Consider the following 20,674-nt stretch of genomic DNA (forward strand, 5'->3'; position numbering starts at 1 on the left):
GGTAGCCGTGATATTTCGCGCGCCGCGCCGACGGCACTCGCGCTCTCAAGATCATTTACTCGCGCGGACCCGTTTCCAGCGGGACAGCAGACCGCCCTCGGCGGCCACCTCCTCACTGGTCATGGCGTAGCCCAGATGGTCGCGCCAGCCACCGTCGATGTGCATGTAGCGCTGGTGGTACGCCTCCTCGCGGAACCCCAGCTTCTCCACCACCCGGCGGCTCGGCCCGTTCTCCGGCCGGATGTTGACCTCGATGCGGTGCAGGCCACCCGGCCCGAACGCGTGGTCGACGGCGAGCGCCAGCGCGGTCGGGATCACCCCGCGGCCGGCCACCCGGTAGTCCACCCAGTAACCCGCGTACGCCGAGGCGAACGCCCGGCGCACGATGTTGCCCAGGTTCACGTGCCCGACCAGGCGTTCCCGGCCGCCCTCCAGCAGGCACACGGCGAACGGCATGCTGTCGCCGCGGCGGGCGGCACGTTTCATGTCGCGGTAGACGTACGCGTAGGCGCGGGTCGAGTTCATCTCCGCCCACGGCCCGGGCGGGGCCGACTCCCACGGCGACAGCCAGGCCTGATTGGCGATCCGCACCTCGGACCAGGCCCGCGCGTCACGGCGCTTGTACGGCCGCAGCAACACCGGCCCGTCCGTCAGCACAGCCGGCCAGCCGGGGGTCGCCCCGAGCATTCATCGCCTCCGGTCGAGCAGCAACACGTCCACGGTCGAGCCGGCCGCCGCCGTGGTGACCCGCTCCCCGAGCACCAGCAGTCCGTTGGCCTCGGCCAAACCGGAGAGAGTGTACGGCCCACCGGCGAGCGGCTGCACAGTGTAACCACCACCGCGCCGCTCAGCGACGTGCGCCGGGCGGAACTCGCGCAGCCCACCGGGTGACGACACGGTCTCCAGCAGGTGCGCCTTGACGCTCGGCCGGAACACCGGCTCGGCCCCGGCCAGCAGCTGGATCGCCGGCCGGGCCAGCACCTCGAAGCCGATCAGCGCGGCGCCCGGCTCACCCGGCAGGCACACCACCGGGACCTCCTCGCCACCGACCGTGCCGAAGCCGAGCGCGGTGCCCGGGCAGAGCGCGACATCGGTGAACTCCACGGTCCCGCGCCCGACGCCGGGGCGCGACAGCACCCGGCGCAACATGTCGCCGGGCCCGGTGCCGGTGCCACCGGTGGTGATGATCAGGTCGGCGCGCAGGGTCTGGTCCTCCAGCAGGCCGCGCAGCCCCTCCGGGTCGTCGTCGCAGATGCCGATCCGGTACGCCAGCGCCCCCGCCTCCACCGCGGCCGCGGTCAGCGCGTGCGAGTTGGCGTCCACCACCTGCCCGGGCTGGCTGGGCCGGCCCACGTCGACCAGCTCGTCCCCGGTGGCCACGACCACCACCCGCGGACTGGGCCGGACCAGCACGTGCCCGATCCCGGCGGCGGCGAAGGTGGCCACCATCGGGGGCGTCACGTACGACCCGGCCGGGGCTAGCACCTGGCCGACCGCCAGCTCCTCACCGGCCCGGCGCACCCCGGAACCGCGTTTCGGGGCGTGCAGGATCTCCACCGCGGCCATGCCCTGGTCGGTCCAGTGCACCGGGACGACCACGTCGGCGCCGATCGGCAGCGGCGCGCCGGCGGCGACCGAGAAACAGGTGCCCGGGGTCAGCCGGACCGGCCGCCAGCTGGCCGCGCCGAGGTCGCCCACCACGTTCAGCCGGACGCTTCGGGTGACGCTGTCGAACTGGCCGAAGGCCGGGTGCGCGCCGGGACGCCCGGCGCCGGCCAGGTCCTCCCACCGGGCCGCGTACCCGTCGATCGCGGCCTGGTCGAACGCCGGGAAGGGGTGCGGCGCGAACACGTCGGCCGCCAGCACGTTCCCGTGCGCCTGGGTCAGATCGAGGTCGAGCGGAGGCAGCGCCCGCAACCTGCGCAGCACGCTGCCCAGGTAGTCGGCGAGAGGCATCAGCTCGTTGGCGGCCGCCTCGGCATCGGCCGTAGCGGTCATCCCTTCTGACCACCGACGAAGTCGGTGAGCCAGGCCCGGAACTCCTCGCCCAGATCCGGCCGCCGCACCGCCAGCTCGACGACCGCCTGCAGGTAGCCCAGCGGCATCCCGGTGTCGTAGCGGTGGCCTCGGTAGACGATGCCGTGCACCGGGGTGCCGTCGGCGAGCAGCGCCGCCATCGCGTCGGTGAGCTGGATCTCCCCGCCGCTGCCCGGCTTGGTGTCGGCGATCGCGTCGAAGATCTTGCCCGGCAGCACGTAGCGGCCGAGCACGGCCAGGTTGCTCGGCGCCTCGCTGGGCGCGGGCTTCTCGACCAGCCCGGTCACCTCGACGATGTCCGCGCCGAGGTCCGACTCGCGCACCGAGGCGATCCCGTACCGCGCGGTCTCCTCCGGCTTGACCTCCATGAACGCGAGCACGATGCCGCCGGTTTGCGCCTGCAGGTCGAGCATCGCCGGCAGCAGCGGATTGTCCTCTTCGACGAACTCGTCGCCGAGCAGCACCGCGAACGGGTTGTCGCCGACGTGCGAGGCGGCGGTGCCGACCGCGTGGCCGAGCCCGAGCGGCTCGCCCTGCCGGCAGGTGTAGATGTCGGCGAGTTCACTGGTCCGGCGTACCGCGGCGAGCCGCTCGGTGTCGCCCTTCTCCTCCAGCCGCTGCTCCACATCGGGGCGGCGGTCGAAGTGGTCCACCATGGACGTCTTGCCGCGACCGGTCACCAGCAGCACGTCGGTGATCCCGGCCGCGGCGGCCTCCTCGACGATGTACTGCAGCACCGGGCGGTCCACCACCGGCAGGAGCTCCTTGGGTACGGCCTTGGTGGCCGGCAGGAAACGCGTGGCCAGACCAGCCGCCGGGATCACCGCTTTCACCGCGCGCCTGCTCGACCCTTGCGCGTTCGTTGTCATCAGTCACCGCACCTTCGCTGAATCGTGCCCGGCTGAGTAGCTCGAAAGCATGCCGCGAGACTATCGGCCGGAACCGTGCCTCGGTGGTTGTGGCCCGCGACCGGCCGGAGCGGGATCGAAATTCCCCTCTGGCGCTCGGGCCGAAACGCGCTCCGCGAGGCGGTAGGTGTCGCGCCCGGCGTTCTTCGCCGCGTAGAGCGCCTCGTCCGCGGCATCGAGGACCTCCTGCGCGCTGTCGCCGTGCTCCGGGAAGACCGCGATGCCGATCGAGACGCTGATCGCGATCCGGTCGGCCAGTCCGGCACGCCGCGGCTCGACGTGCACCGGCCGGTCGCGGACCAGCGCGCCGAGGCGATCCGCCACGATCACCCCGCCGTACGCGTCGGTCTCCGGCAGCAGCACCACGAACTCCTCCCCGCCCTGGCGGAACGCCACGTCCACCTCGCGCAGCCCGACCCGGATCCGCCGGGCGAACTCGCCCAGCACCTGATCGCCCGCCGGGTGCCCGTACGTGTCGTTCACCTCCTTGAAGTGATCGAGGTCGAGCACCAGGACGGTGAGCATCCGGCCGAACCGGCTGGCCCGCTCCACCTCCCGGCGCAGCACCTCGCGCAGATAACGGTAGTTCCACAGTCCGGTGAGCGGATCGGTCAGCGACAATCGCTGCGCCTCCTCGTGCACCCGCACGTTGTGCACCGCGACCCCGGCCTGCCCCGCGAAGGTACGGAGAGTTCGCAGGTCGGCGTCGTCGAAGCAGGGACTGCCGAGCCGGTCGTAGAGCGCCAGCACGCCGAGCGTGCCCGGTCCGGCCTCCGCGTCGGCGAGCAACACGTCACCCGACGGTGGCGCGCAGATCGGCACCGCGAGGTACGACTCGCAGGCCGGTTCGCCGGGCGCCGTGCCGGTGGAGCCGCGCAGCGGGGTGCCGGAGGCGGCGACCGCGCCGAGCACCCCGCGCCCCGGAATCAGCCGGCGCTGCGCCAGTTCCGCGGCCGGCAGATCCCACTCGCCGGTCAGCCCGGCGCCGCACCGGGCGGCCAGCGTCCCGTCCGCCGGGTCGGCCAGCAGCACCAGACCGGCCCGCGCCCCGGTCGCGGTCATCGCGGTACGCAGGATCACCGGCAGGATCCGGTCCAGGTCATGGGTGCTGGACAGGGTGTCGCCGAGGATCGCCAGGTGCCGGCGCAGCTGGTCGCGGCTGGCGGTCAGCGCCTGCACGTACGACTGCAGCTCCCGGGTCATCCGGTTGAAGGTGCCGGCCAGGCGGCCCAGCTCGTCCGGGCGCGGGATCGGCACCCGGGTGTCCAGGTCGCCGTTCGCCACCCGGTCCGCGGCCCAGGCCAGGTCACCGAGCGGGCGGGTGGTGGAACGCGCCAGCCAGCGCGCGGCGAGCACCGCGGCGATCGCGGTGACCAGGACGATCAGCGGCAGAACGGCGTACCGGAAAGCGGGTTGGGCCGGACGCGCGCTGAGCGTGAGCGGCAACGGCTGGCCCGGCCCCGGATCGAGATGGCGGTTGGCGCCGGCCACCGGCGGCGCGACCGTACGCAACGCGACCGTGACCCCGCCGGCCGCCTCGCCGAGGCGATGCAGCAGGACCGCGTCGACCCGATGGGCGGCCCGCACGGTGACATCCGCAGCCCGCGCGGAGGCGGCCAGCGCGGTGATCTGGAGGCCACCCGGGGCGGCGCAGTCCTGCCAGCCGGGCACCCCGGCCGGCGCCGCGCCGTCCGGCGCAGCCACGCCGCTGCGCCGCGGCGCGTGAGCCGGGGGCGCGGCCGCCTGCGGCACGCTGTCCGGTGGCGCCGCCCGCCGTCCCGCAACCTCCGGCGCAGCGTCCGGCGCCACCGCCTGTCGTCCGGCAGCGCCCGGCGCACCGTCCTGCGCCGCCGCCTGGCGCCCCACCGTCCCCGGTCCGCGCCCTTCTGGCGCCACGGCCCGTCGTCCGGCAGCGCCCGACGCACCATCCTGCGCCACCTCCCGACCGGCAGCACCCGACGCACCGTCACGGGCCACCTGGCGTCCGGCAGCGCCCGGCGCACCGTCACGGGCCACCTGGCGTCCGGCAGCGCCCGGCGCACCGTCCTGGGCCGCCGCCTCGCGTCCGGCAGCGCCCGGCGCACCATCCTGGGCCGCCGCCTGGCGTCTCACCGCTCCCGGTGCGCGGCCTTGTGGTGCCACGGCCTGCGAGGCGCTGCTCTGCGGCGTCGTGTCGTCCGCCGCCGCGCCGTTCCGGGGCCGCGCAGCCCCCGGCATCCCGGCATCCGGCGCAGCCGGGCCCGAGGCAGCGGGCCCCGGCGCTGCGGGCCCCGGCGCCGCGGGGTGCGGCGTGGCGGATGACGGCGCCGCGGGATTCGCCGCGGAGTGCGGCGCCGCGGGGTGCGGCGTGGCGGCCGTTCCCGGGCGGCTCACCGGGCCCGGCGGCTCCGGCCCCGTGATGCGGATGTCGGCGGCGAGGCCACGCGCGATCAGCTGTTCGGCGACCGCGGGCCGGGCGTCGGCGGGAACCACCGCGACCGCGTCCGCGGCCGCCTGCAACTGCGCGCAGATCGCCCCGACCGCGGCCCGGACGGTCGTCGTGGCATGGTCGAGGCGCTCGTTGATCCGATCCCGGGTGACCGTGGCGACGGTCAACGCGACGAAGATGGACCCGAGCAGGACCGGACCCAGCACGACCACCAGGAAGGCGCTGGTGAGCCGGCCACGTAATGTCACACATCCTCCCGGGAGTGGCCCTCTTTGGAGCGATGCTGACATAGTGTGCACCGTTTGCCGCTTTTCAAAAGGGGGTGTTGCATGTCGGATTTGACCGGTGAAGCAGAAAAATCACCCCCTGACAAGATCACGCTGCGCGCACGTCTACTTACCGCACGTCGATCACTGACGTCCGCCGACCGCGCGGCCGCCGCCGCGCGGCTGCGGGATCACACCCTTGCCTACGTACGCCGATCCGCACCGCGAACCATCGCCGCCTACGTCCCGGCCGGTCCGGAACCGGGCGGCCCGGACCTGCCCGACGCCCTGCGAGCCGCACTCCCCTCCGGCGGCCGCCTCCTGCTCCCGGTGCTGCTGCCGGACAACGACCTGGACTGGGCGGAGTACACCGGCTCGCTGGCCCCCGCCTCCCGTGGCCTGCACGAACCCCCCGGCCCCCGCCTCGGCCCCCCGGCGATCCGCGAAGCCGACCTGATCCTCGTCCCGGCTCTGGCCGTGGGCCGGGACGGCACACGCATGGGCCGCGGCGGCGGCTCCTACGACCGCGCGCTGTCCCGCCTGCCCACGCCAGGCCCCACGGTCATCGCCCTGCTGCACGACGACGAGGACCTCGATGCCGTCCCCGCCGGGCCCCATGACCGCCGGGTGCACGGCGTCCTCACACCATCCGGCGGCTTCTCCCCCCGCCCGATCTGACCACCCCCGATCCGCCTCGCCTCTTCCCCGGCCACCTCTCCCTCGCCGCGTCCGGCCATCCCGCGGTCTCTGCCCCGGCCCTCGCCTGCGCCGGACCGGCCGGCCTCTCGCACCGTCGCCGCCCGCTCCGCCCGACTCGTCGTCTTGTTCCGCGTGGTTCGTCACATCCGGCGGCACGCCGGCGCCTCAGACCCGGGCCGGAGTGGACGAATTGACCTCCGATGCCGCAACATTGGCACTCGGAGTTGGCGAGTGCCAGCAGCCGACAGATCCGGAGGAGCCGTGCCTACCTACCAGTACGCCTGCACCGAGTGCGGTGAGCAGCTTGAAGCCGTGCAGTCTTTCTCCGACCCGGCACTGACCGAGTGCCCGAACTGCCAGGGCAAGCTTCGCAAGGTGTTCAACTCGGTCGGCATCGTCTTCAAGGGCTCCGGCTTCTACCGCAACGACTCCCGTTCCGGCAGTGTGAGCGCCGAGAAGTCGAACGGCTCCGCCGACTCGGCCACGAAGAAGTCCGAGACCACCCCGGCTGCTTCCACCGCGAGCACGTCCTCCTCCACCAGCAGCACCTCCTCATCGAGCAGCAGCTCCACCGGCAGCTCGTCCTCCGGCGCGAAGGCCGCCGCCGCTTCCTGACCTTGCGACAGAGGGCGTGCCCGTCCCGGGCACGCCCTCTGTCATGCCGTCCCGGGATGGTCCGCGCCGGCAGCGCCCAGCTGGCCGCCGTCGCACTTCGGACCCAACCGCCCACTCCGGGCCCGCTGCGCCGTCCGCGGGCCAATCGTGACAGCTGCGGCACCCGATCCTTCGGTTGTCCACATTTCCGCTCTGTCCACAGGCCGCGCCACCCCCGGCTCGGATCCCGCCTAACCTCGCCGCCTGAGCACAGCGAACGGCGACGGGAGGGCGAATCTCATGGGCGGATCCGGTGACCACAACGAACGCTTGGACCCGGTGCGCTGGCGGCCCGGCCGTGGTCGCCTGCTGCGGCTCGGGGCGGTGGCGATCCTGCTGGCCACCGCTGCCGGCCTGATCTGGTCGCGCCCGGCGGCCGAGCCATGCCCCGCTCCGGCAGCCCTCGGAGACCCGATCCAGACCATCGCCGCCTCCGGGCTGCCCGCAACGCCCGGGGCGTCCGGCAGACCACCCATCCCGGATGGCACCGTCGGCGTCCCGGTGCGGCTGGCCGACCCGACCGCGCTGGCCCTGATCCATCCCGGCAACCGCGTGGACCTGTTACGGCTCGACGACGAGGGCGCCGGCGCCCCGGTGGCGAGGGCCGCGCTGGTGCTGGATGTGACCGGCGCCGACGATCCGACTGTCGGCGGGCTGCTGCTGGCGCTCGACCCGGGACAGGCGGCACGGGCCGTCAGCGCTCCGGAGCGCGGTTTCGCGGTCCTGATCCGCCCGGGGTGACCACGGGCTCGCCGCCGGCCGCCGGCTCAGGCGCCGGGACGCGGCCGGGGCACGACCGGCTCACGGCCGGCGGGCAAGCTGAGCGTCCCCGGAGCAGCCGGCGGACGCCCGAACCACAGGAGCCCGACCCGGCCTGACCCGGGGCAGTCCGTCAGCTCAGGAAACGAACGACCAGCTCAGGAAACGAACGACTCAGCCCCAGTGCGGTGGGCGATCGTCGAACAGGCGGTCGTCATTGGAGTAGTCACGCTCGCCCCAGCCGCGCTCGGTGTCGTCCCGAGTCTGGTCCGGCAACACCGGCGCCTCCTCGGACTCGAAGTCCACCTCACGCTCGGCGTCGTGGTCCCGCTCAGGGCCGTCCAGGATGTCCACGACTAGAAGGGTAAGCCGACATCGCTTCGGCCGTCGTCCCCCTCCGGCTGTACCGTCGGTGAACGTGAGCTCCCCCACCGATGGCCCGGACGACGACGCGTACTGGCAGCGGCCGGAGCCGGGCGCCGCATCGCTCGGCCGGCCGCCCGAGGACCAGCCCACCGCCCCCGAGCCGCCGCCGTACCCGGGTCCGCCGCGCACCGACCCGCCCGCCCCGCACTGGCGGCCGCCGACGATCGCCACGCCACCGCCGCCGCGTCACATGCCGGCTCAGGACATGGACGCCATCGACGAGGCGGAAGGCTCGGCGCGCACCGTGACCTACGGGGTGGGCCTGGTCGCCGGCGCGATCGCGATCGTCCTGATCTGCCTGCTCTGCGGGCGCGCCCTGCTCTGACGGGCGCCGGGGCACGGAGGAGCTGGCACTGGGCCGCTTCGTGCCGGCCCGGGTCCGGCGCGCAGGACCCGGGGCACACGATGCGGACACCCGCCCGTGCACGAACACATGCTGACCGGATACGGCCGGGAAACGCGAACACCCCTCGCGTCACGGCCCGAGAACGGGAAACGCCGTCGGGACCGGAGAGGCCGACGACGTCGGCGACATTCCGGCGATACAGCCGGAACCGCAGAAGCCCGGCGACGTCCGCGACGTTCCGGCGATACAGCCGGAACCGCAGAAGCCCGGCGACGTCCGCGACATTCCGGCGATGCCTCAGTAGGTACCCCAGACCGCGGTCGCACCCGAGTCGCCGGTCTTGAAGATGTAGTAACCGCTTCCGGCCGCCAGCGCCACCGTGACCACCGCGAACGCCACCTGCGCGATCGTCGGCAGCGACTTCCCGCGGGAGGTCAGCGCCACCAGGACCAGGCTGACCACGCCCAGGGCGAGGGAGAACCAGAGCGTCGTCGTGCCGTAGTCCATGTGGCTGTCCAGGATCTGTTTGCCCTTGCCCTGCAGGCCGTGCGAGAGGAGCCGGTGGTACAGCTCGGAGCCGGACTGCTTGGCGACGAACGTGGAGGCCGGCGCCACCACGGCGAGCAGCGCGACCGCCCATCCGAGGCGGGGACGCCACGGCGCGACTAGGGCGTACACCACCGCGCCGAGTCCGAGCAACGGGACGAAGACCACTGCGGCATGCAGCACGAGAATATGTACGGGCAAGCCGTTGACCTGGTCGAACACTTTTCCTCCTCGGTCCGGGGTGACCGCAAGCTTAGAAGTTATGTGACGCCGCAAACATCCCCCTGTCAGCATTTACCGTGTGGAGCCGGTTCCGGTTCAGTCACGGCCGTGCCGGAAAGGGGCCGGTCGTGTTGTCATGGATGAATGTCGACCGGTGAAGAACTGCTGCGTGCGCACGGCCTGCGGGTCACCCGCCCACGGCTGGCCGTACTCGACGTCCTGACCGGCGGTGGCCACCTCGAGGTGGAGGAGATCGCCCGGCAGGTACGCACCCGGCTCGCCTCGGTCTCCACCCAGGCGGTGTACGACGTGCTCGGCGCGCTGTCCCGAGCCGGCCTGGCCCGGCGCATCGAACCGGCCGGCAGCCCGGCCCGCTACGAGGCCCGGGTCGGCGACAACCATCACCACATCGTCTGCCGTGGGTGCGGCGTGATCGCCGACGTCGACTGCGCGGTCGGCCGGCGGCCCTGCCTGTCGCCGAGCGAGGGGCACGGCTTCGCGCTGGACGAGGCGGAGGTCACGTTCTGGGGCCTGTGCCCGGATTGCCAGTCCCTGCGGGTGGCGGACACCGTCTGACCGCGGCCACCTCCTGCCATCCACGGACACCACTCCTCACCGCACAACGGCCCACGGCACCGCTCCTCACCACCCGGCGATTCTCGGACAGCGGCGGATCGTCACCCGGCCGTGGCAGGCTGGAGTGATGGCGGGCGACGTAGGCTTCTTCGGACCGGATTCGGTCACCTGGAAACTGCACCAGGAGCCCATCCTGGGGCTCGGCGGGCTCCGCTCGCTCTATCTGCAGGCACTGCACCCGCGGGCGGTCGCCGGTGTCTCGCAGAATTCGACGTTCCGCACCGACATGTGGGGCCGGCTGGCCCGCACCTCGGATTACGTGGTCACCGTCATCTACGGCAGCACGGCCGAGGCGGAGCAGGCCAGCGCCCGGTTGCGACGGCTGCACGCGCGGCTCAGCGCGGTCGATCCGCGTACCGGGGAATCCTTCCGGGTCGACGACCCGGACCTGCTGCGCTGGGTCCACGTGGCCGAGGTCGAATCCTTCCTGACCACCGCGCTGCGCGCCGGGGTGCGCCTGAGCGCCGCCGAGATCGACACCTATTACACCGAGCAGCTGCGCGCCGCCGCCCTGGTCGGCCTGGACCCGGCGACCGTGCCGGCCACCGCGGCCGAGGTGGATGACTACTACACCGCCATGCGCCCGGAGCTGGGCCTGACCCGGGACGGGGCGGAGGCCGCGTTCTTCCTGACCGTTCCGCCGGTTCCGGAGACCTGGGGCAGCCGACCACTGCGACTGGGCCTGACCCTCGGCCCGCCGCGCTGGGCGTACCTCGGCCTCGCCAGCACCGCGATCGGGCTGCTCCCGCCGTGGGCCCGGAAGATGTACGGCACTCCGGGCTGGCCCACCACCGACCTGGCCGCCGGCCTTTCCGCCCGCGGCCTGCGCGCCCTGCTCGGCAGCGTCCTGGCCGTGCTCCCCGCCCGGTACCGGGTGTCCCCGGCACGCCAAGCGGCCCTGGCCCGCGCCGGACTGGCCTGACCCGGGCGCGCTCCGGCCACCCGAACCGGTCAGGACCCGACACCGACCAGGTGCGACCGATCCGGATCCCAGCCGACCGCCCCGGACCGCGACGGGTCACCCGGCTCGGCGCGATCCATCCGCACCCGAAGCCCACCGCTCCCGACCGCGACGGGTCACCCGGCCAGGTGTTCCACCGCCGTCCACGGCTCCTTGCCCGCCGCGGCGGCCCCCGCCGGGCACACCTTCCGGAAGTCGCACCACCCGCACAGCGAACCCGGATTGGCCGGGAACGACTCGTCCGGATCACCTCCGGCGGCCACCGCCTTCTCCGCGGCCATGATGTCCGCCGCGGTCTCCTCGGCCCGCCGCACCTGCCGAGCCAGCGACTCCTCGGTGTGCTCGTGCGCGGCGACCGTCCCGGTCGGCAGATGGTGCAGCTCGACCCGGTAGCACGGCCGCCGGAACACCCGCTGCGCGGCGTACGCGTACAGCGCCAGCGCCTGCGATCCGCGGGCATCGTCGGCGTCCAGTCCGGCCCGCCCGGTCTTGTAGTCGACGATCACCGCTTCCGGGCCGTTCGGTCCGGTGCGGGCGTCGATCCGGTCGGCCCGGCCGTTCAGCGCCAGCACCGACGTCTTGGCGGCGACCACCCGCTCCACGCCGAGCGGCTCGTCCTGCGGGTCCAGCGTCGCGACGTACGCCTCGAGCCAGCCCAGCGCCCGCCGGTACGCCGCCCGCTCGAGCTCCACGTCGCGGTAACCCTCCCGGACCCAGGTGCTCTTCAGCAGCGTGGGCAGCGCCTCCGGCGTGCGCCGCTCGGGTGGCAGGGCATACCAGTTCTTCAGGGCGGTGTGCACGCTCGCGCCCAGCGAGTTGTGCGCCCAGGGCGGCCCCTTGGGCGGGGTGGGGCGGTCGACGTACGAATACCGGTACCGCCGGGGGCAGTCGAGGTAGGCTCCCAGCTTGCTCGGGGTACAGACGAAGAGGCGCTCGGGCATCCCGGCGAAGCCCAGCTGCTCCGGGACGGCGGCGCGGTTCCTGGTGGGGGACACCCGACAATCCTGCCAGCATCCCCCGACAGAAACGTCAGAGCCGCGGCGCGTAAACCTGCACGAAGGCGAAGATGGCATCCGCGATCAGCTGCACCGCGATGGCGGCGAGCAGCAGACCGGCGATCCGGGTGAGCACCTCGATGCCGGCCGGGCGCAGCATCCGCACGATCACGCCGGAGAAGCGCAGCACCAGCCAGACGGTGGCCATCACGGCCAGGATGGCGGCGGCCAGGATGAGGTATTCGTCCAGGCTGCGGGCCCGCTGCACGAACAGCATGGTGGCCACGATCGCGCCCGGCCCGGCCAGCAGCGGGGTGCCGAGCGGGACCAGCGCCACGTTGCTGGTGCCGCCCTGCTCCTGCGGCTCGTCGGTCTTGCCGGTGAGCAGTTGCAGCGCGACCAGCACGAGCAGCAGGCCACCGGCCGCCTGCAGGGCCGGCAGCTGCACGTGCAGGTAGTCCAGCAGGGTCTGCCCGGCGACCGCGAACCCGATGATCACGCCGAGGGCGAGCAGCACCGCCTGGGTGCCGGCCCGGTTGCGGGCCTTCGCCGGCATGGCGCCGGTCAGGGCGAGGAACACCGGGACCATCCCGGGCGGATCGACGATCACCAGCAGAGTCACGAAGAACTCGCCGAACAGCTTGAGATTCACCCGATCAAGGTAGGGTGCGGCACAGTTCCGCGCAGGCTGGTGCGGTGATCGTCACCCGAGGACGGGTACCCCGCTGGCCGCGGCGACGATTTTCTCGTACATCTCCGGGGCGGTGGCGTGGGCGCCGAGCTCAACCGTCTTGTGCGTACCGTGAAAATCCGAGGACCCGGTGACCACCAGGCCGAGCCGGTCCGCCAGCGCCCTGATCTCGGCCCGCTCCGCGGGCGAGTGATCCTCGTGGTCGGCCTCCAGGCCGAAGAGGCCGGCGTCGGCCAGCTCGGCGATCAGCTCGTCCGGCACCACCCGCCCGCGTTTGGTGGCCCGGGGGTGCGCGAAGATCGGCACCCCGCCCGCGGCACGCACCGCGGCGACGGCATCGAAAACATCAAGATCGGACTTGGGTACGAAATACCGCGTCCCCAGCCACGTCGAAGCGAACGCCTCGGTGGTGGTGCGCACCAGCCCGGCCCGGATCAGCGCCTGCGCGATGTGCGGCCGGCCGACCGAGCCACCGGCCGCGTAACCGTGCACCTCTTCCCAGGTGATCGGCACCCCGTCGGCCCGCAGCTTCTCCACGATCTTCTCGCCCCGCTGCTCGCGGTCGATGCGCAGCCGTGACATCGCGTCGGCCAGCGCGGGCTCGGCCGGGTCGAACAGGTAGGCCAGCAGGTGCAGGGAGATCGCCGGCCGCACACCGTGCCACCGGCAGGACAGCTCGGCCCCGCGGACCAGGCTCAACCCCGCGGGCCGGGCCGCCTCGGCCTGCGCCCAGCCGCCGGTGGTGTCGTGGTCGGTGATCGCCATGACGTCCAGTCCGGCCGCGGCGCCCGCCCGCACCAGCTCGGCCGGGGTCAGCGTGCCGTCGCTGGCGGTGGAGTGGCAGTGCAGGTCGATCCGGCTGCTCAGGCGTCGTCTCCCTCGTCGTCCTTGCCCAGCCGGGCCTCGACCGCCTGCGGCTCGTACATCTCCTCGACCACCCGCAGGTACAGCTCGTTCGGGTTGGGCAGGTGCTTGACCTCGCGCAGCGCCTGGTCCTGGCCGGCCGACTCGAGCACGAACGTGCCGTAGCTGAGCATCCGGCCGAGCGCGGACTGCTCGTACTTCATGTCGGTGACCCGCAGCAGGGGCATCATCGCCACCTTGCGGGTGACGATGCCGTTGACCACCATGACCCGCTTGTTGGTCAGGATGAAACGGTCGAAATACCAGTCGAAGACCTTCCAGGCGACCCAGCTGATCACCCCGAGCCAGATCAGCACGGCGACGGTGACCATGCCGTCGATGTTCTGCCGGGTCAGGAAGCCGGCGAGATAGCCGAGCAGGAGGGTGGCGCCGGCGCCGACGCTGAGCGGCAGGGAGAGGTGGATCCAGTGCCGCTTCCACTCGCCGCGGTAGCGCTCGGTGGGGAACAGGTAGCGGGCGACCAGTGTGGTGGGCTCGTCCTCCAGCGGGAGGAAACGGCGCGGGCCGCCGGAACGGTCGAGCCCTTCCAGCTCCTCCTCGGTGAAGACCGGGGCCTCGTACTGGTCGGGCTCGTCGTACTCGTCGGCACGTCGCGCGCCGTGGGTGAACCGGGGATCGTCCGGATAGGTCTGCGCGCGTGTCCGGCCAGGACCGGTGTCCTCGAAGGCGTCGTCCCGATACCTGAAGGCGTCATCGTCGTCGTCCCGAGGGCGCTGGGCACCCTCGCCTCGCGGGTCGCGCGGGTCACCAGGATCCATGTACAGATGTTATGCGACGAGGTCGGTGAAGAACGTGCCGAAGCCTCGTGCGATGTCCGCGATCGTGCCTCCGAGTGACTCGAAGACGGCGGCGGCCGATCTCGGGTTGAAGGCGATGAAGAAGATCAAGAACGCAATACCAAGCCAGGTGAGGACCTTCTTGATCATGGCGGGCCTTCTCCTCTGAGGCGGGTGACATACAGCGCCGCGGCAGTACTGACGGTATCAGCTTCGTTGCTTCGTGTGAACAAAGTGCCCGGAAAGCCGATTGGCGTAGTCGCAGGTCACCCTCGGCGAGGGTCACACGCGACCGTGAAGGTACGGCGAGGGCGCTCCGAACACCAGCTCGGGCGGCACCCCTTCGGAGAAGTCGTGCAGGACGACGTGCTCCGCGAGGAGATAGCCCGCGCTTGCGGGCCACGCTACCGCATAGAGCCAGATTCCTTTGGCCTCACTCACGTACGCACTTCGATCTTCGGGTGACTTGACACACCACAGGGGAGTAGGGTGTCCGCCCACTTTGATCTTCGCGTCCGGGCCGCTCCGCGCGCCGCCGTCGGACAGCGCCTCGGAGAGCAGGTAACCGGGGTCGATGCCGGGAATGCCGGCGAACCGGGTGCCCAGGCCGACGCCCGGTTGCTCGGCGATGAACACCAGATCGGCCGGCCCGCCGCCGAGCGGCTCCGGCCCGCTGCAGGCGAGCGCGGTGGCCCGCACCCCGGACCGGTCGTCGCCGGCCCACCCCACCCCGGTGACCATCCATCCGGCGGGCAACGGCCAGGGCCCCCAGAGCGGCATCGGCTCGGCGCCCGACGCCGACTCCCGCAGCACCGCCCCGACGATCTCCGCGCTGATGTGCTCGGCGACATGGAACGGCGGAACGTCGCCACAGTTGTCGCAGCGCCAGTTGCTGTGCATCAGGTCCGGCTTGCGAACCTGAGCAGCGCATCGGGGGCAACTCACCGTGACACCCACACCCCATACCGTGCGGCTCCGGGAAGCCGCCGTCAAGCGGATCGGCGGAACAGGGAGAGGTCAGGCCGGAGGCGGCCCGGCATGCGCACGGATCCAGGCGTGCATGGCGATGCCGCTGGCCACTCCGGCGTTGATGGAGCGGGTGGAGCCGTACTGGGCGATCGAGAAGAGTTGCGCGCAGGCGGCCCGCGCCGCGTCCGACAGACCGGGGCCCTCCTGGCCGAAGAGCAGCACGCACCGCCGGGGCAGGGTGACCGTCTCCATCGGCCGGGAACCGGGCAGGTTGTCGATGCCGATCACCGGGATGCCCGCGCCGGCCGCCCACGCCACGAACCCCTCGATGGTCGGGTGGTGCCGGACGTGCTGGTAGCGGTCGGTGACCATGGCGCCCCGCCGGTTCCACTTGCGCAGCCCCACGATGTGCACCTCGGCGGCGAGGAACGCGTTGGCGTTGCGGACCACCGTGCCGATGTTCAGGTCGTGCTGCCAGTTCTCGATGGCGACATGGAAGTCGTGGCGGCGGCGGTCGAGATCGGCGATCACCGCCTCGCGGCTCCAGTACCGGTAGCGGTCCACCACGTTGCGCCGGTCGCCATGCGCCAGCAGCTCGGGGTCGTAGTGTTCGCCGGCGGGCCGCTCGCCCACCCAGGGACCCACGCCGACCTCGGTGGATTCGTCCTCGCCCACGGTCATGGGGGGTTAGGCTACCCATCCGGGCGGCGACGCCGTCCACCACGCGGCACGCGCCGCGACCGGCTCCGGCTCGGCCCGCGAGAAATTTCCGAGGGGAGACGCAATGAACGGCGGGGCCCTCCCCGGCACCCGCCGCCCACGCTCTGTTGGGAAAGAGTTTGCCTCACCGTCCGTATCCATGTGAAGGAGTCTCGGATGTGACGCAGCTCACTTTGAAGTTTATTTACTGTACCGCCGGACGCCTGGGCTCGCTCCCAGGGAGGCGCGGCGGGCAGGGCAAACACCCCACATGGCGTGATCACGGATAGATCACTCGGGCTAGCGGTGTCGGCAAACTGACATGGTTCGCCTACTATCAGTTACTATGGTGGCTCCAAGGTCGCCGGATCCCGTCCCGTCCGAAGGTGCCGCAGGACACGTGTCGCGGCCCCCCGACCGGGAATGGTGAACAGGTACCAGGAGTTTCACCCGACGAAAGCGATTCCCGCAGACGGAGGCATCATGGCGACGGTTGCGCTGACCACAGCGAACTTCGACGAAGTCACCAGCAAGGACGGCATCGTTCTGGTCGACTTCTGGGCCAGCTGGTGCGGGCCCTGCGTGCGCTTCGCACCGACCTACGAGCGGTCCTCGGAGAGGCACCCGGAGATCACCTTCGGCAAGGTGGACACCGAGGCCGAGCCGGCACTGGCCGCCAAGTTCGACATCCGCTCCATCCCGACGATCATGGCCATCCGCGACGGCATCGTGGTGTTCGCCCAGCCGGGCGCCCTCCCCGAGTCGGCCCTGGAGAGCCTGATCGAGAAGGTCGAGCAGCTCGACATGGACGAGGTGCGCGAGCAGGTGGCGGCCCACAAGAAGGCGCACGACACCAAGGCCGGGGAGCCCGCCCGCGCCGGCAGCGGCGCAGCGAGCTGACCAGCTGAGACAAGGGCCCGCGGACCGATCACGGTCCGCGGGCCCTTCGCTTTCCCCAGGGCCCACCCGGCACGCGTCCACAGTTCCCCGAAGCGGTGGACACGACTTCGTACATGTGTTCGAATTACGGCCATGCGATGGTCTCATCTGTCGGCCCCCACCGGCGCCGGCCCGCTCCCGGGCAGCGCGGCGCCGGCGGCCGCGCCCCTGCCGCTGGCGCTGCCCGGTGCGACCGTCCGCACCTTCGACACCCCCGGGTTCGCCGGCATGACGTTCTACGAGATCCGCGCCAAGTCGCTGATCAACCGGGTGCCCGGCACCTCCCGCGTGCCCTTCGAGTGGACCGCCAACCCCTATCGCGGCTGCTCGCACGCCTGCACGTATTGCCTGTCCGGCGACACCCCGATCCTGCTCGCCGACGGTTCCACCCGGCCGCTCGCCGAGATCCGCCCCGGCGACCCGGTGATGGGCACGACGGGCGCCGGCCCGCACCGGCGGTACGTGCCGACCACCGTGCTCGACCACTGGTCCACCAGCAAGCCGGCCTTCCGGGTCACCCTCGCCGACGGCACCCGGCTGGTCGCCAGCGGCGACCACCGGTTCCTCACCGACCGCGGCTGGCGGCACGTCCGTCCCGCCGGGCCGCACCAGCCGGCCCTCGCGGTCGGCGACCTGATGTCCGGGGTGGGCCGGTTCGCCGAGCCACCCAAGGAGTCACCCGACTACCGGGCCGGCTTCCTGTGCGGCCTGCTGCGCGGCGACGCCGCCGGCCGGGTCGCCCCCCGCGACGGCGACGCCTGGATGCGCGCCGACGGCTACCTGCACGACGTCTGCCTGCCCGACGCGCTGCGCTGGCCCGAGCTGCCGTCCGGGGATTGGTACCGCGGCTTTCTCGCCGGCGCGTTCGGCGCGGTCGGCCGGGCCGAACGGCTCGCGGTCACCTTCGAGAGCACCGACCGCGGCTACCTGCGCTGGGTCACCGAGGCGCTCACCCATCTCGGGCTGACCAGCCGCACCCCGGTCCGCTGCCGCGCCGGTCGCTCCGGCCGGGTGGAGACCGGGCGGGACCTCTGGGCCGCTCTGCGTTTCCGGCACCTCACCGGCGCGCCGGACGCGCCGCTCGACGCGTCCGGAGCCGGGGTGCGCGCCGACCGCCGGCTCGCCGTGACCGACATCGAGGATCTCGGCCTCACCCTGCCGCTGTTCGACATCTCCACCGGCACCGGCGACTTCATCGCCGACGGCGTGGTCAGCCACAACTGCTTCGCCCGCGGCACCCACGAGTACCTCGACCTGGACGCCGGCCACGACTTCGACACCCGGATCGTGGTGAAGGTGAACGCCGGCGAGCTGATCCGCCGCGAGCTCGCCGACCCACGCTGGTCCGGCGCGCCGATCGCGATGGGCACCAACGTCGACGTCTACCAGCGCGCCGAGGGCCGCTACCGTCTGATGCCGCAGATCCTGGCCGCGCTGCGCGACCACGCCAACCCGTTCTCCATCCTCACCAAGGGCACGCTCATCCTGCGCGACCTGGACCTGCTGCGGCAGGCCGCCGAGGTGACCCAGGTCAGCCTGGCCTTCTCGGTGGGCTTCCTCGACGAGCGGGTCTGGCGCTCGGCCGAACCCGGCACGCCGAGCCCGCGCCGCCGCCTCGACGCCGTCCGGCGCCTGACCGATGCCGGCTTCCCGGTCGGCGTCCTGCTGGCCCCGATCCTTCCCGGGCTCACCGACACCGCGGAGTCCCTCGACGAGACGGTCGCCGCCATCGCCGCGGCCGGCGCCACCGGCGTCACGCCGATCCCGTTGCACCTGCGACCCGGCGCCCGCCGGTGGTATGCGTCCTGGCTCGCCCGGGAACACCCGCACCTGGTCCCCCGCCACCGCGAACTGTTCGCCCGCGGCGCCTACTCGCCCCGCACGTATCAGGACGAGCTCACCGCCCGGGTCCGGATGGCCGCCCGCCGCCACGGCCTGCACCGCCCGAGCGCCGCCCGGTTCCGCACCGCTCCGGCCCCGGAACCGGCCACGCCCGCCACTTCCCGCGCCGACCAGCTGACGCTGCTGTAGACGGCCACCCGCCGGTCCGGCCCGGCATCGGTCACGCCGTGCCCGGCCACCCGCGAGTCCGCCGCGATGATCGGCCCTGGGCGAGCCGGAGGCTGGTGGATAGAGTCGGTGGATGCGTAGTGCTCAGCAGATCCTGGCGGATGCGAACGTGATCGCGGTGGTCGGCGCTTCCCGGGATTCGTTCAAGCCGGCGCACACCGTGCCGCTGCAGATCCTGCGGCACGGGTGGCGGGTCATCCCGGTGAATCCGTTCGTCGACGAGGTGTTCGGGGTGAAGACCGTGCCCACCCTCGCCGACCTGGACGAGCCCGTCGACCTGGTGAACATCTTCCGGCCGGCTCGGGACGCGGTCGAGGTGGTGCGGCAGGCCGTGGCGATCGGCGCGCCCGCGGTGTGGTTGCAGACCGGCATCGTCTCGGCTCAGGCGCGGCGGATCGCCGAGGAGGCCGGCATCGAGTATGTCGAGGACCGGTGCCTCGCCGTGGAGCGAGCGCTCGGCAGCCTCACCAAGCGGGCCTGATCCGCAGGCGGCCGGCCCGCCCTGGGCGCGGGACCGGCCGGGGACGGGCACCGCTCGAAGGAGCCCGCGCCGCGCGGCGGGACCGGCCGGGGACGGGCACCGCTCGAAAGGAGCCGCCGCCGCTCGAAAGGAGCCCGCGCCGCTCGAAAGGAGCCGCCGCCGCGCGGGCCGCCGAGGTCACCCCGGTTCAGCGGAACTGCGCCTCCCGCACGCTGTTCCCGCCGTCCACCACCAGCATCTGGCCGGTGATGTACGAGGCGGCGGGTGAGCACAGGAACGCCACCGCCGCCGCGACCTCGTCCGGCGTGCCGGGGCGGCCGATCGGCGTACCCAGGCCCTGTTTGATCTCGGTCACCGTGGAGGCCGCCGTGTAGATCGTCCCGGGCGCCACGCAGTTCACGTTCACCCCGTCGGCGACCAGCTCCATCGCCAGCGCCCGGGTCAGGCCGACCACTCCCGCCTTGGCCGCCGCGTACGCCGCCTCGGTGGGCAGCGCGTTCACCGGCCCGGCGGTGGCCGCGAGATTGACGATCCGGCCCCAGCCGCGCTCCGACATCCCGCCGATGAACGCGCGGCTGCACAGGAACGCCGTGCTCAGGTTGCGGTCGATCTCGGCCTTCCACTCGTCGAACGAGAGCTGGGCGACCGGCCGGAGCACCTCGGGGCTGGCCCGGCTCGCCAGGCCCGCGTTGTTGACCAGCACCTCGACGTCACCGAGCTGGTCGGTGATGGCGTCGGCGAGCGCGCCCACCTCCGCCTCGTCGGTGAGATCGGCGACGAAACCGGTGACGCCCAGCTCCGAGGCGCGCTCGTGGATCCGCCGGGTGGTGGACACGATCGCCACCCGGGCGCCCAGGTCACGCAGGCGCCGGGCGGTGGCGTACCCGATCCCGTCGGGACTGCCCGCGCCGGTGACCAGCGCGACCTTCCCGTCCAACCGCAAGGTCACCGCAGCCTCCGCGCTCACTTCCTCGAACTCCGCCTCGACCACCTCGGGAGTGATCTCGACCGGGCGGTCCGGTTCGCTGCCGGGCCCGCCGGACCGGGGTGGCCGGCTGTCCGCCGGTCGGGTGGCGTCACGCCGCGGAGGGCTGCCGCCGGTGGAACGGACGTCGAAGACCATGCGGCGATCCTGCCCGCTCCCGGAGGCCGGGGCAAACATCCGTCTCACCGTGGTGTCCCCGGTCGCCCGGCCGCGCAGGCGGCCTCACCTGCGGTCCCGGAGCCGGCGTGCCGATTTTC

Annotated in this window: 23 protein-coding genes; 9 read left to right on the plus strand and 14 right to left on the minus strand. The window is 72.6% G+C overall.

The features are described 5' to 3' along the window. Positions 1-51 precede the first annotated feature (51 nt). Genes ACTEI_RS33715 through ACTEI_RS33730 form a run of 4 tightly spaced genes read right to left on the minus strand, consistent with a single transcriptional unit; the run spans position 52 to position 4,649 of the window. Positions 52-687, minus strand: coding sequence for a GNAT family N-acetyltransferase (locus tag ACTEI_RS33715; RefSeq protein ID WP_122981331.1), 636 nt, complete (start codon positions 685-687; stop codon positions 52-54). Beyond that, a complete protein-coding gene (locus ACTEI_RS33720; RefSeq protein WP_122981332.1) occupies positions 688-1,998 on the minus strand; it encodes a molybdopterin molybdotransferase MoeA in 1,311 nt (436 codons plus the stop codon). Next, positions 1,995-2,906: a UTP--glucose-1-phosphate uridylyltransferase gene (locus ACTEI_RS33725; RefSeq protein WP_122981333.1), complete on the minus strand. Its 912-nt coding sequence runs from the start codon at positions 2,904-2,906 to the stop codon at positions 1,995-1,997. The genes ACTEI_RS33720 and ACTEI_RS33725 overlap by 4 nt, the downstream gene beginning before the upstream one ends. 60 nt (positions 2,907-2,966) lie before the next feature. Further along, positions 2,967-4,649, minus strand: coding sequence for a GGDEF domain-containing protein (locus ACTEI_RS33730; RefSeq protein ID WP_239082151.1), 1,683 nt, complete (start codon positions 4,647-4,649; stop codon positions 2,967-2,969). Positions 4,650-5,702: 1,053 nt separating this feature from the next. Between ACTEI_RS33730 and ACTEI_RS33740 the strand changes: the two genes are divergently transcribed. From ACTEI_RS33740 to ACTEI_RS33750, 3 genes are all read left to right on the plus strand, one after another. After that, positions 5,703-6,317: a 5-formyltetrahydrofolate cyclo-ligase gene (locus ACTEI_RS33740; protein WP_122981334.1), complete on the plus strand. Its 615-nt coding sequence runs from the start codon at positions 5,703-5,705 to the stop codon at positions 6,315-6,317. Positions 6,318-6,599: 282 nt separating this feature from the next. Beyond that, the gene (locus ACTEI_RS33745) at positions 6,600-6,953 is read left to right on the plus strand and encodes an FmdB family zinc ribbon protein (protein ID WP_122981335.1); all 354 of its coding nucleotides are present in this window, start codon (positions 6,600-6,602) and stop codon (positions 6,951-6,953) included. Positions 6,954-7,232: 279 nt separating this feature from the next. Continuing rightward, entirely contained in the window at positions 7,233-7,733 is a 501-nt protein-coding gene (locus tag ACTEI_RS33750; protein WP_122981336.1) for a hypothetical protein, read from the plus strand. 192 nt (positions 7,734-7,925) lie between these two features. Here the strand turns inward: ACTEI_RS33750 and ACTEI_RS33755 are convergent, their stop codons facing one another. Next, positions 7,926-8,105: a hypothetical protein gene (locus ACTEI_RS33755; RefSeq protein WP_122981337.1), complete on the minus strand. Its 180-nt coding sequence runs from the start codon at positions 8,103-8,105 to the stop codon at positions 7,926-7,928. Positions 8,106-8,169: 64 nt separating this feature from the next. On the opposite strand from ACTEI_RS33755, the gene ACTEI_RS33760 reads away from it, so the two are divergent. Further along, entirely contained in the window at positions 8,170-8,502 is a 333-nt protein-coding gene (locus ACTEI_RS33760; protein ID WP_239082152.1) for a translation initiation factor 2, read from the plus strand. Positions 8,503-8,820: 318 nt separating this feature from the next. On the opposite strand, the gene ACTEI_RS33765 is transcribed toward ACTEI_RS33760, so the two are convergent. Then, positions 8,821-9,291, minus strand: coding sequence for a DUF2231 domain-containing protein (locus ACTEI_RS33765; protein WP_122981339.1), 471 nt, complete (start codon positions 9,289-9,291; stop codon positions 8,821-8,823). A 144-nt stretch (positions 9,292-9,435) separates the two neighbouring features. Here ACTEI_RS33765 and ACTEI_RS33770 point away from each other — a divergent pair, with 144 nt between their 5' ends. Then, positions 9,436-9,867: a Fur family transcriptional regulator gene (locus tag ACTEI_RS33770; RefSeq protein ID WP_122981340.1), complete on the plus strand. Its 432-nt coding sequence runs from the start codon at positions 9,436-9,438 to the stop codon at positions 9,865-9,867. Positions 9,868-9,994: 127 nt separating this feature from the next. Further along, complete coding sequence (locus ACTEI_RS33775) at positions 9,995-10,849, plus strand: oxygenase MpaB family protein (protein ID WP_187645865.1); 855 nt, start codon at positions 9,995-9,997, stop codon at positions 10,847-10,849. A 155-nt stretch (positions 10,850-11,004) separates the two neighbouring features. Here the strand turns inward: ACTEI_RS33775 and ACTEI_RS33780 are convergent, their stop codons facing one another. From ACTEI_RS33780 to ACTEI_RS33805, 7 genes are all read right to left on the minus strand, one after another. Beyond that, entirely contained in the window at positions 11,005-11,829 is an 825-nt protein-coding gene (locus ACTEI_RS33780) for a RecB family exonuclease (protein ID WP_239082153.1), read from the minus strand. 88 nt (positions 11,830-11,917) lie between these two features. Then, on the minus strand, positions 11,918-12,535 hold the full coding sequence (locus ACTEI_RS33785; RefSeq protein ID WP_122981343.1) for a MarC family protein: 618 nt from the start codon (positions 12,533-12,535) through the stop codon (positions 11,918-11,920). Positions 12,536-12,586: 51 nt separating this feature from the next. After that, positions 12,587-13,441, minus strand: a complete 855-nt coding sequence (locus tag ACTEI_RS33790; protein WP_122982584.1) for a PHP domain-containing protein — start codon at positions 13,439-13,441, stop codon at positions 12,587-12,589. Next, complete coding sequence (locus ACTEI_RS33795; RefSeq protein WP_122981344.1) at positions 13,438-14,256, minus strand: PH domain-containing protein; 819 nt, start codon at positions 14,254-14,256, stop codon at positions 13,438-13,440. Before ACTEI_RS33795 ends, ACTEI_RS33790 begins: the two co-directional genes overlap by 4 nt. Before the next feature lie 9 nt (positions 14,257-14,265). After that, complete coding sequence (locus ACTEI_RS37575) at positions 14,266-14,424, minus strand: hypothetical protein (protein WP_014447648.1); 159 nt, start codon at positions 14,422-14,424, stop codon at positions 14,266-14,268. A gap of 132 nt (positions 14,425-14,556) precedes the next feature. Then, positions 14,557-15,231: a DUF6758 family protein gene (locus tag ACTEI_RS33800; protein WP_307837872.1), complete on the minus strand. Its 675-nt coding sequence runs from the start codon at positions 15,229-15,231 to the stop codon at positions 14,557-14,559. A gap of 60 nt (positions 15,232-15,291) precedes the next feature. Next, positions 15,292-15,924 (minus strand): TrmH family RNA methyltransferase, encoded by a 633-nt coding sequence (locus ACTEI_RS33805; protein WP_122981346.1) that lies wholly within the window; start codon positions 15,922-15,924, stop codon positions 15,292-15,294. A 501-nt stretch (positions 15,925-16,425) separates the two neighbouring features. Between ACTEI_RS33805 and trxA the strand changes: the two genes are divergently transcribed. The 3 genes from trxA (at position 16,426) to ACTEI_RS33820 (ending at position 19,432) form a co-directional block, all read left to right on the plus strand. Then, positions 16,426-16,842, plus strand: coding sequence for a thioredoxin (trxA, locus tag ACTEI_RS33810; protein WP_122981347.1), 417 nt, complete (start codon positions 16,426-16,428; stop codon positions 16,840-16,842). A 132-nt stretch (positions 16,843-16,974) separates the two neighbouring features. Next, entirely contained in the window at positions 16,975-18,912 is a 1,938-nt protein-coding gene (locus ACTEI_RS33815; RefSeq protein ID WP_122981348.1) for an intein-containing Rv2578c family radical SAM protein, read from the plus strand. Between the two features lie 112 nt (positions 18,913-19,024). Next, entirely contained in the window at positions 19,025-19,432 is a 408-nt protein-coding gene (locus tag ACTEI_RS33820) for a CoA-binding protein (protein ID WP_122981349.1), read from the plus strand. 187 nt (positions 19,433-19,619) lie between these two features. Here ACTEI_RS33820 and ACTEI_RS33825 read toward each other — a convergent pair whose 3' ends face one another. Continuing rightward, positions 19,620-20,555, minus strand: a complete 936-nt coding sequence (locus tag ACTEI_RS33825) for an SDR family NAD(P)-dependent oxidoreductase (RefSeq protein ID WP_122981350.1) — start codon at positions 20,553-20,555, stop codon at positions 19,620-19,622. Positions 20,556-20,674 lie beyond the last annotated feature (119 nt).

Source organism: Actinoplanes teichomyceticus ATCC 31121 (assembly GCF_003711105.1).
Taxonomy (GTDB): domain Bacteria; phylum Actinomycetota; class Actinomycetes; order Mycobacteriales; family Micromonosporaceae; genus Actinoplanes; species Actinoplanes teichomyceticus.

What these genes read in the sequence shown, in the direction of transcription:
- ACTEI_RS33715 (WP_122981331.1), bottom strand. Translation starts at nt 687, where the DNA reads ATGCTCGGGGCGACCCCCGGCTGGCCGGCTGTGCTGACGGACGGGCCG.
- ACTEI_RS33720 (WP_122981332.1), bottom strand. Translation starts at nt 1,998, where the DNA reads ATGACCGCTACGGCCGATGCCGAGGCGGCCGCCAACGAGCTGATGCCT.
- ACTEI_RS33725 (WP_122981333.1), bottom strand. Translation starts at nt 2,906, where the DNA reads ATGACAACGAACGCGCAAGGGTCGAGCAGGCGCGCGGTGAAAGCGGTG.
- ACTEI_RS33740 (WP_122981334.1), top strand. Translation starts at nt 5,703, where the DNA reads ATGTCGGATTTGACCGGTGAAGCAGAAAAATCACCCCCTGACAAGATC.
- ACTEI_RS33750 (WP_122981336.1), top strand. Translation starts at nt 7,233, where the DNA reads ATGGGCGGATCCGGTGACCACAACGAACGCTTGGACCCGGTGCGCTGG.
- ACTEI_RS33770 (WP_122981340.1), top strand. Translation starts at nt 9,436, where the DNA reads ATGTCGACCGGTGAAGAACTGCTGCGTGCGCACGGCCTGCGGGTCACC.
- ACTEI_RS33775 (WP_187645865.1), top strand. Translation starts at nt 9,995, where the DNA reads ATGGCGGGCGACGTAGGCTTCTTCGGACCGGATTCGGTCACCTGGAAA.
- ACTEI_RS33780 (WP_239082153.1), bottom strand. Translation starts at nt 11,829, where the DNA reads ATGCCCGAGCGCCTCTTCGTCTGTACCCCGAGCAAGCTGGGAGCCTAC.
- ACTEI_RS33795 (WP_122981344.1), bottom strand. Translation starts at nt 14,256, where the DNA reads ATGGATCCTGGTGACCCGCGCGACCCGCGAGGCGAGGGTGCCCAGCGC.
- ACTEI_RS37575 (WP_014447648.1), bottom strand. Translation starts at nt 14,424, where the DNA reads ATGATCAAGAAGGTCCTCACCTGGCTTGGTATTGCGTTCTTGATCTTC.
- ACTEI_RS33805 (WP_122981346.1), bottom strand. Translation starts at nt 15,924, where the DNA reads ATGACCGTGGGCGAGGACGAATCCACCGAGGTCGGCGTGGGTCCCTGG.
- trxA (WP_122981347.1), top strand. Translation starts at nt 16,426, where the DNA reads ATGGCGACGGTTGCGCTGACCACAGCGAACTTCGACGAAGTCACCAGC.
- ACTEI_RS33815 (WP_122981348.1), top strand. Translation starts at nt 16,975, where the DNA reads ATGCGATGGTCTCATCTGTCGGCCCCCACCGGCGCCGGCCCGCTCCCG.
- ACTEI_RS33820 (WP_122981349.1), top strand. Translation starts at nt 19,025, where the DNA reads ATGCGTAGTGCTCAGCAGATCCTGGCGGATGCGAACGTGATCGCGGTG.
- ACTEI_RS33825 (WP_122981350.1), bottom strand. Translation starts at nt 20,555, where the DNA reads ATGGTCTTCGACGTCCGTTCCACCGGCGGCAGCCCTCCGCGGCGTGAC.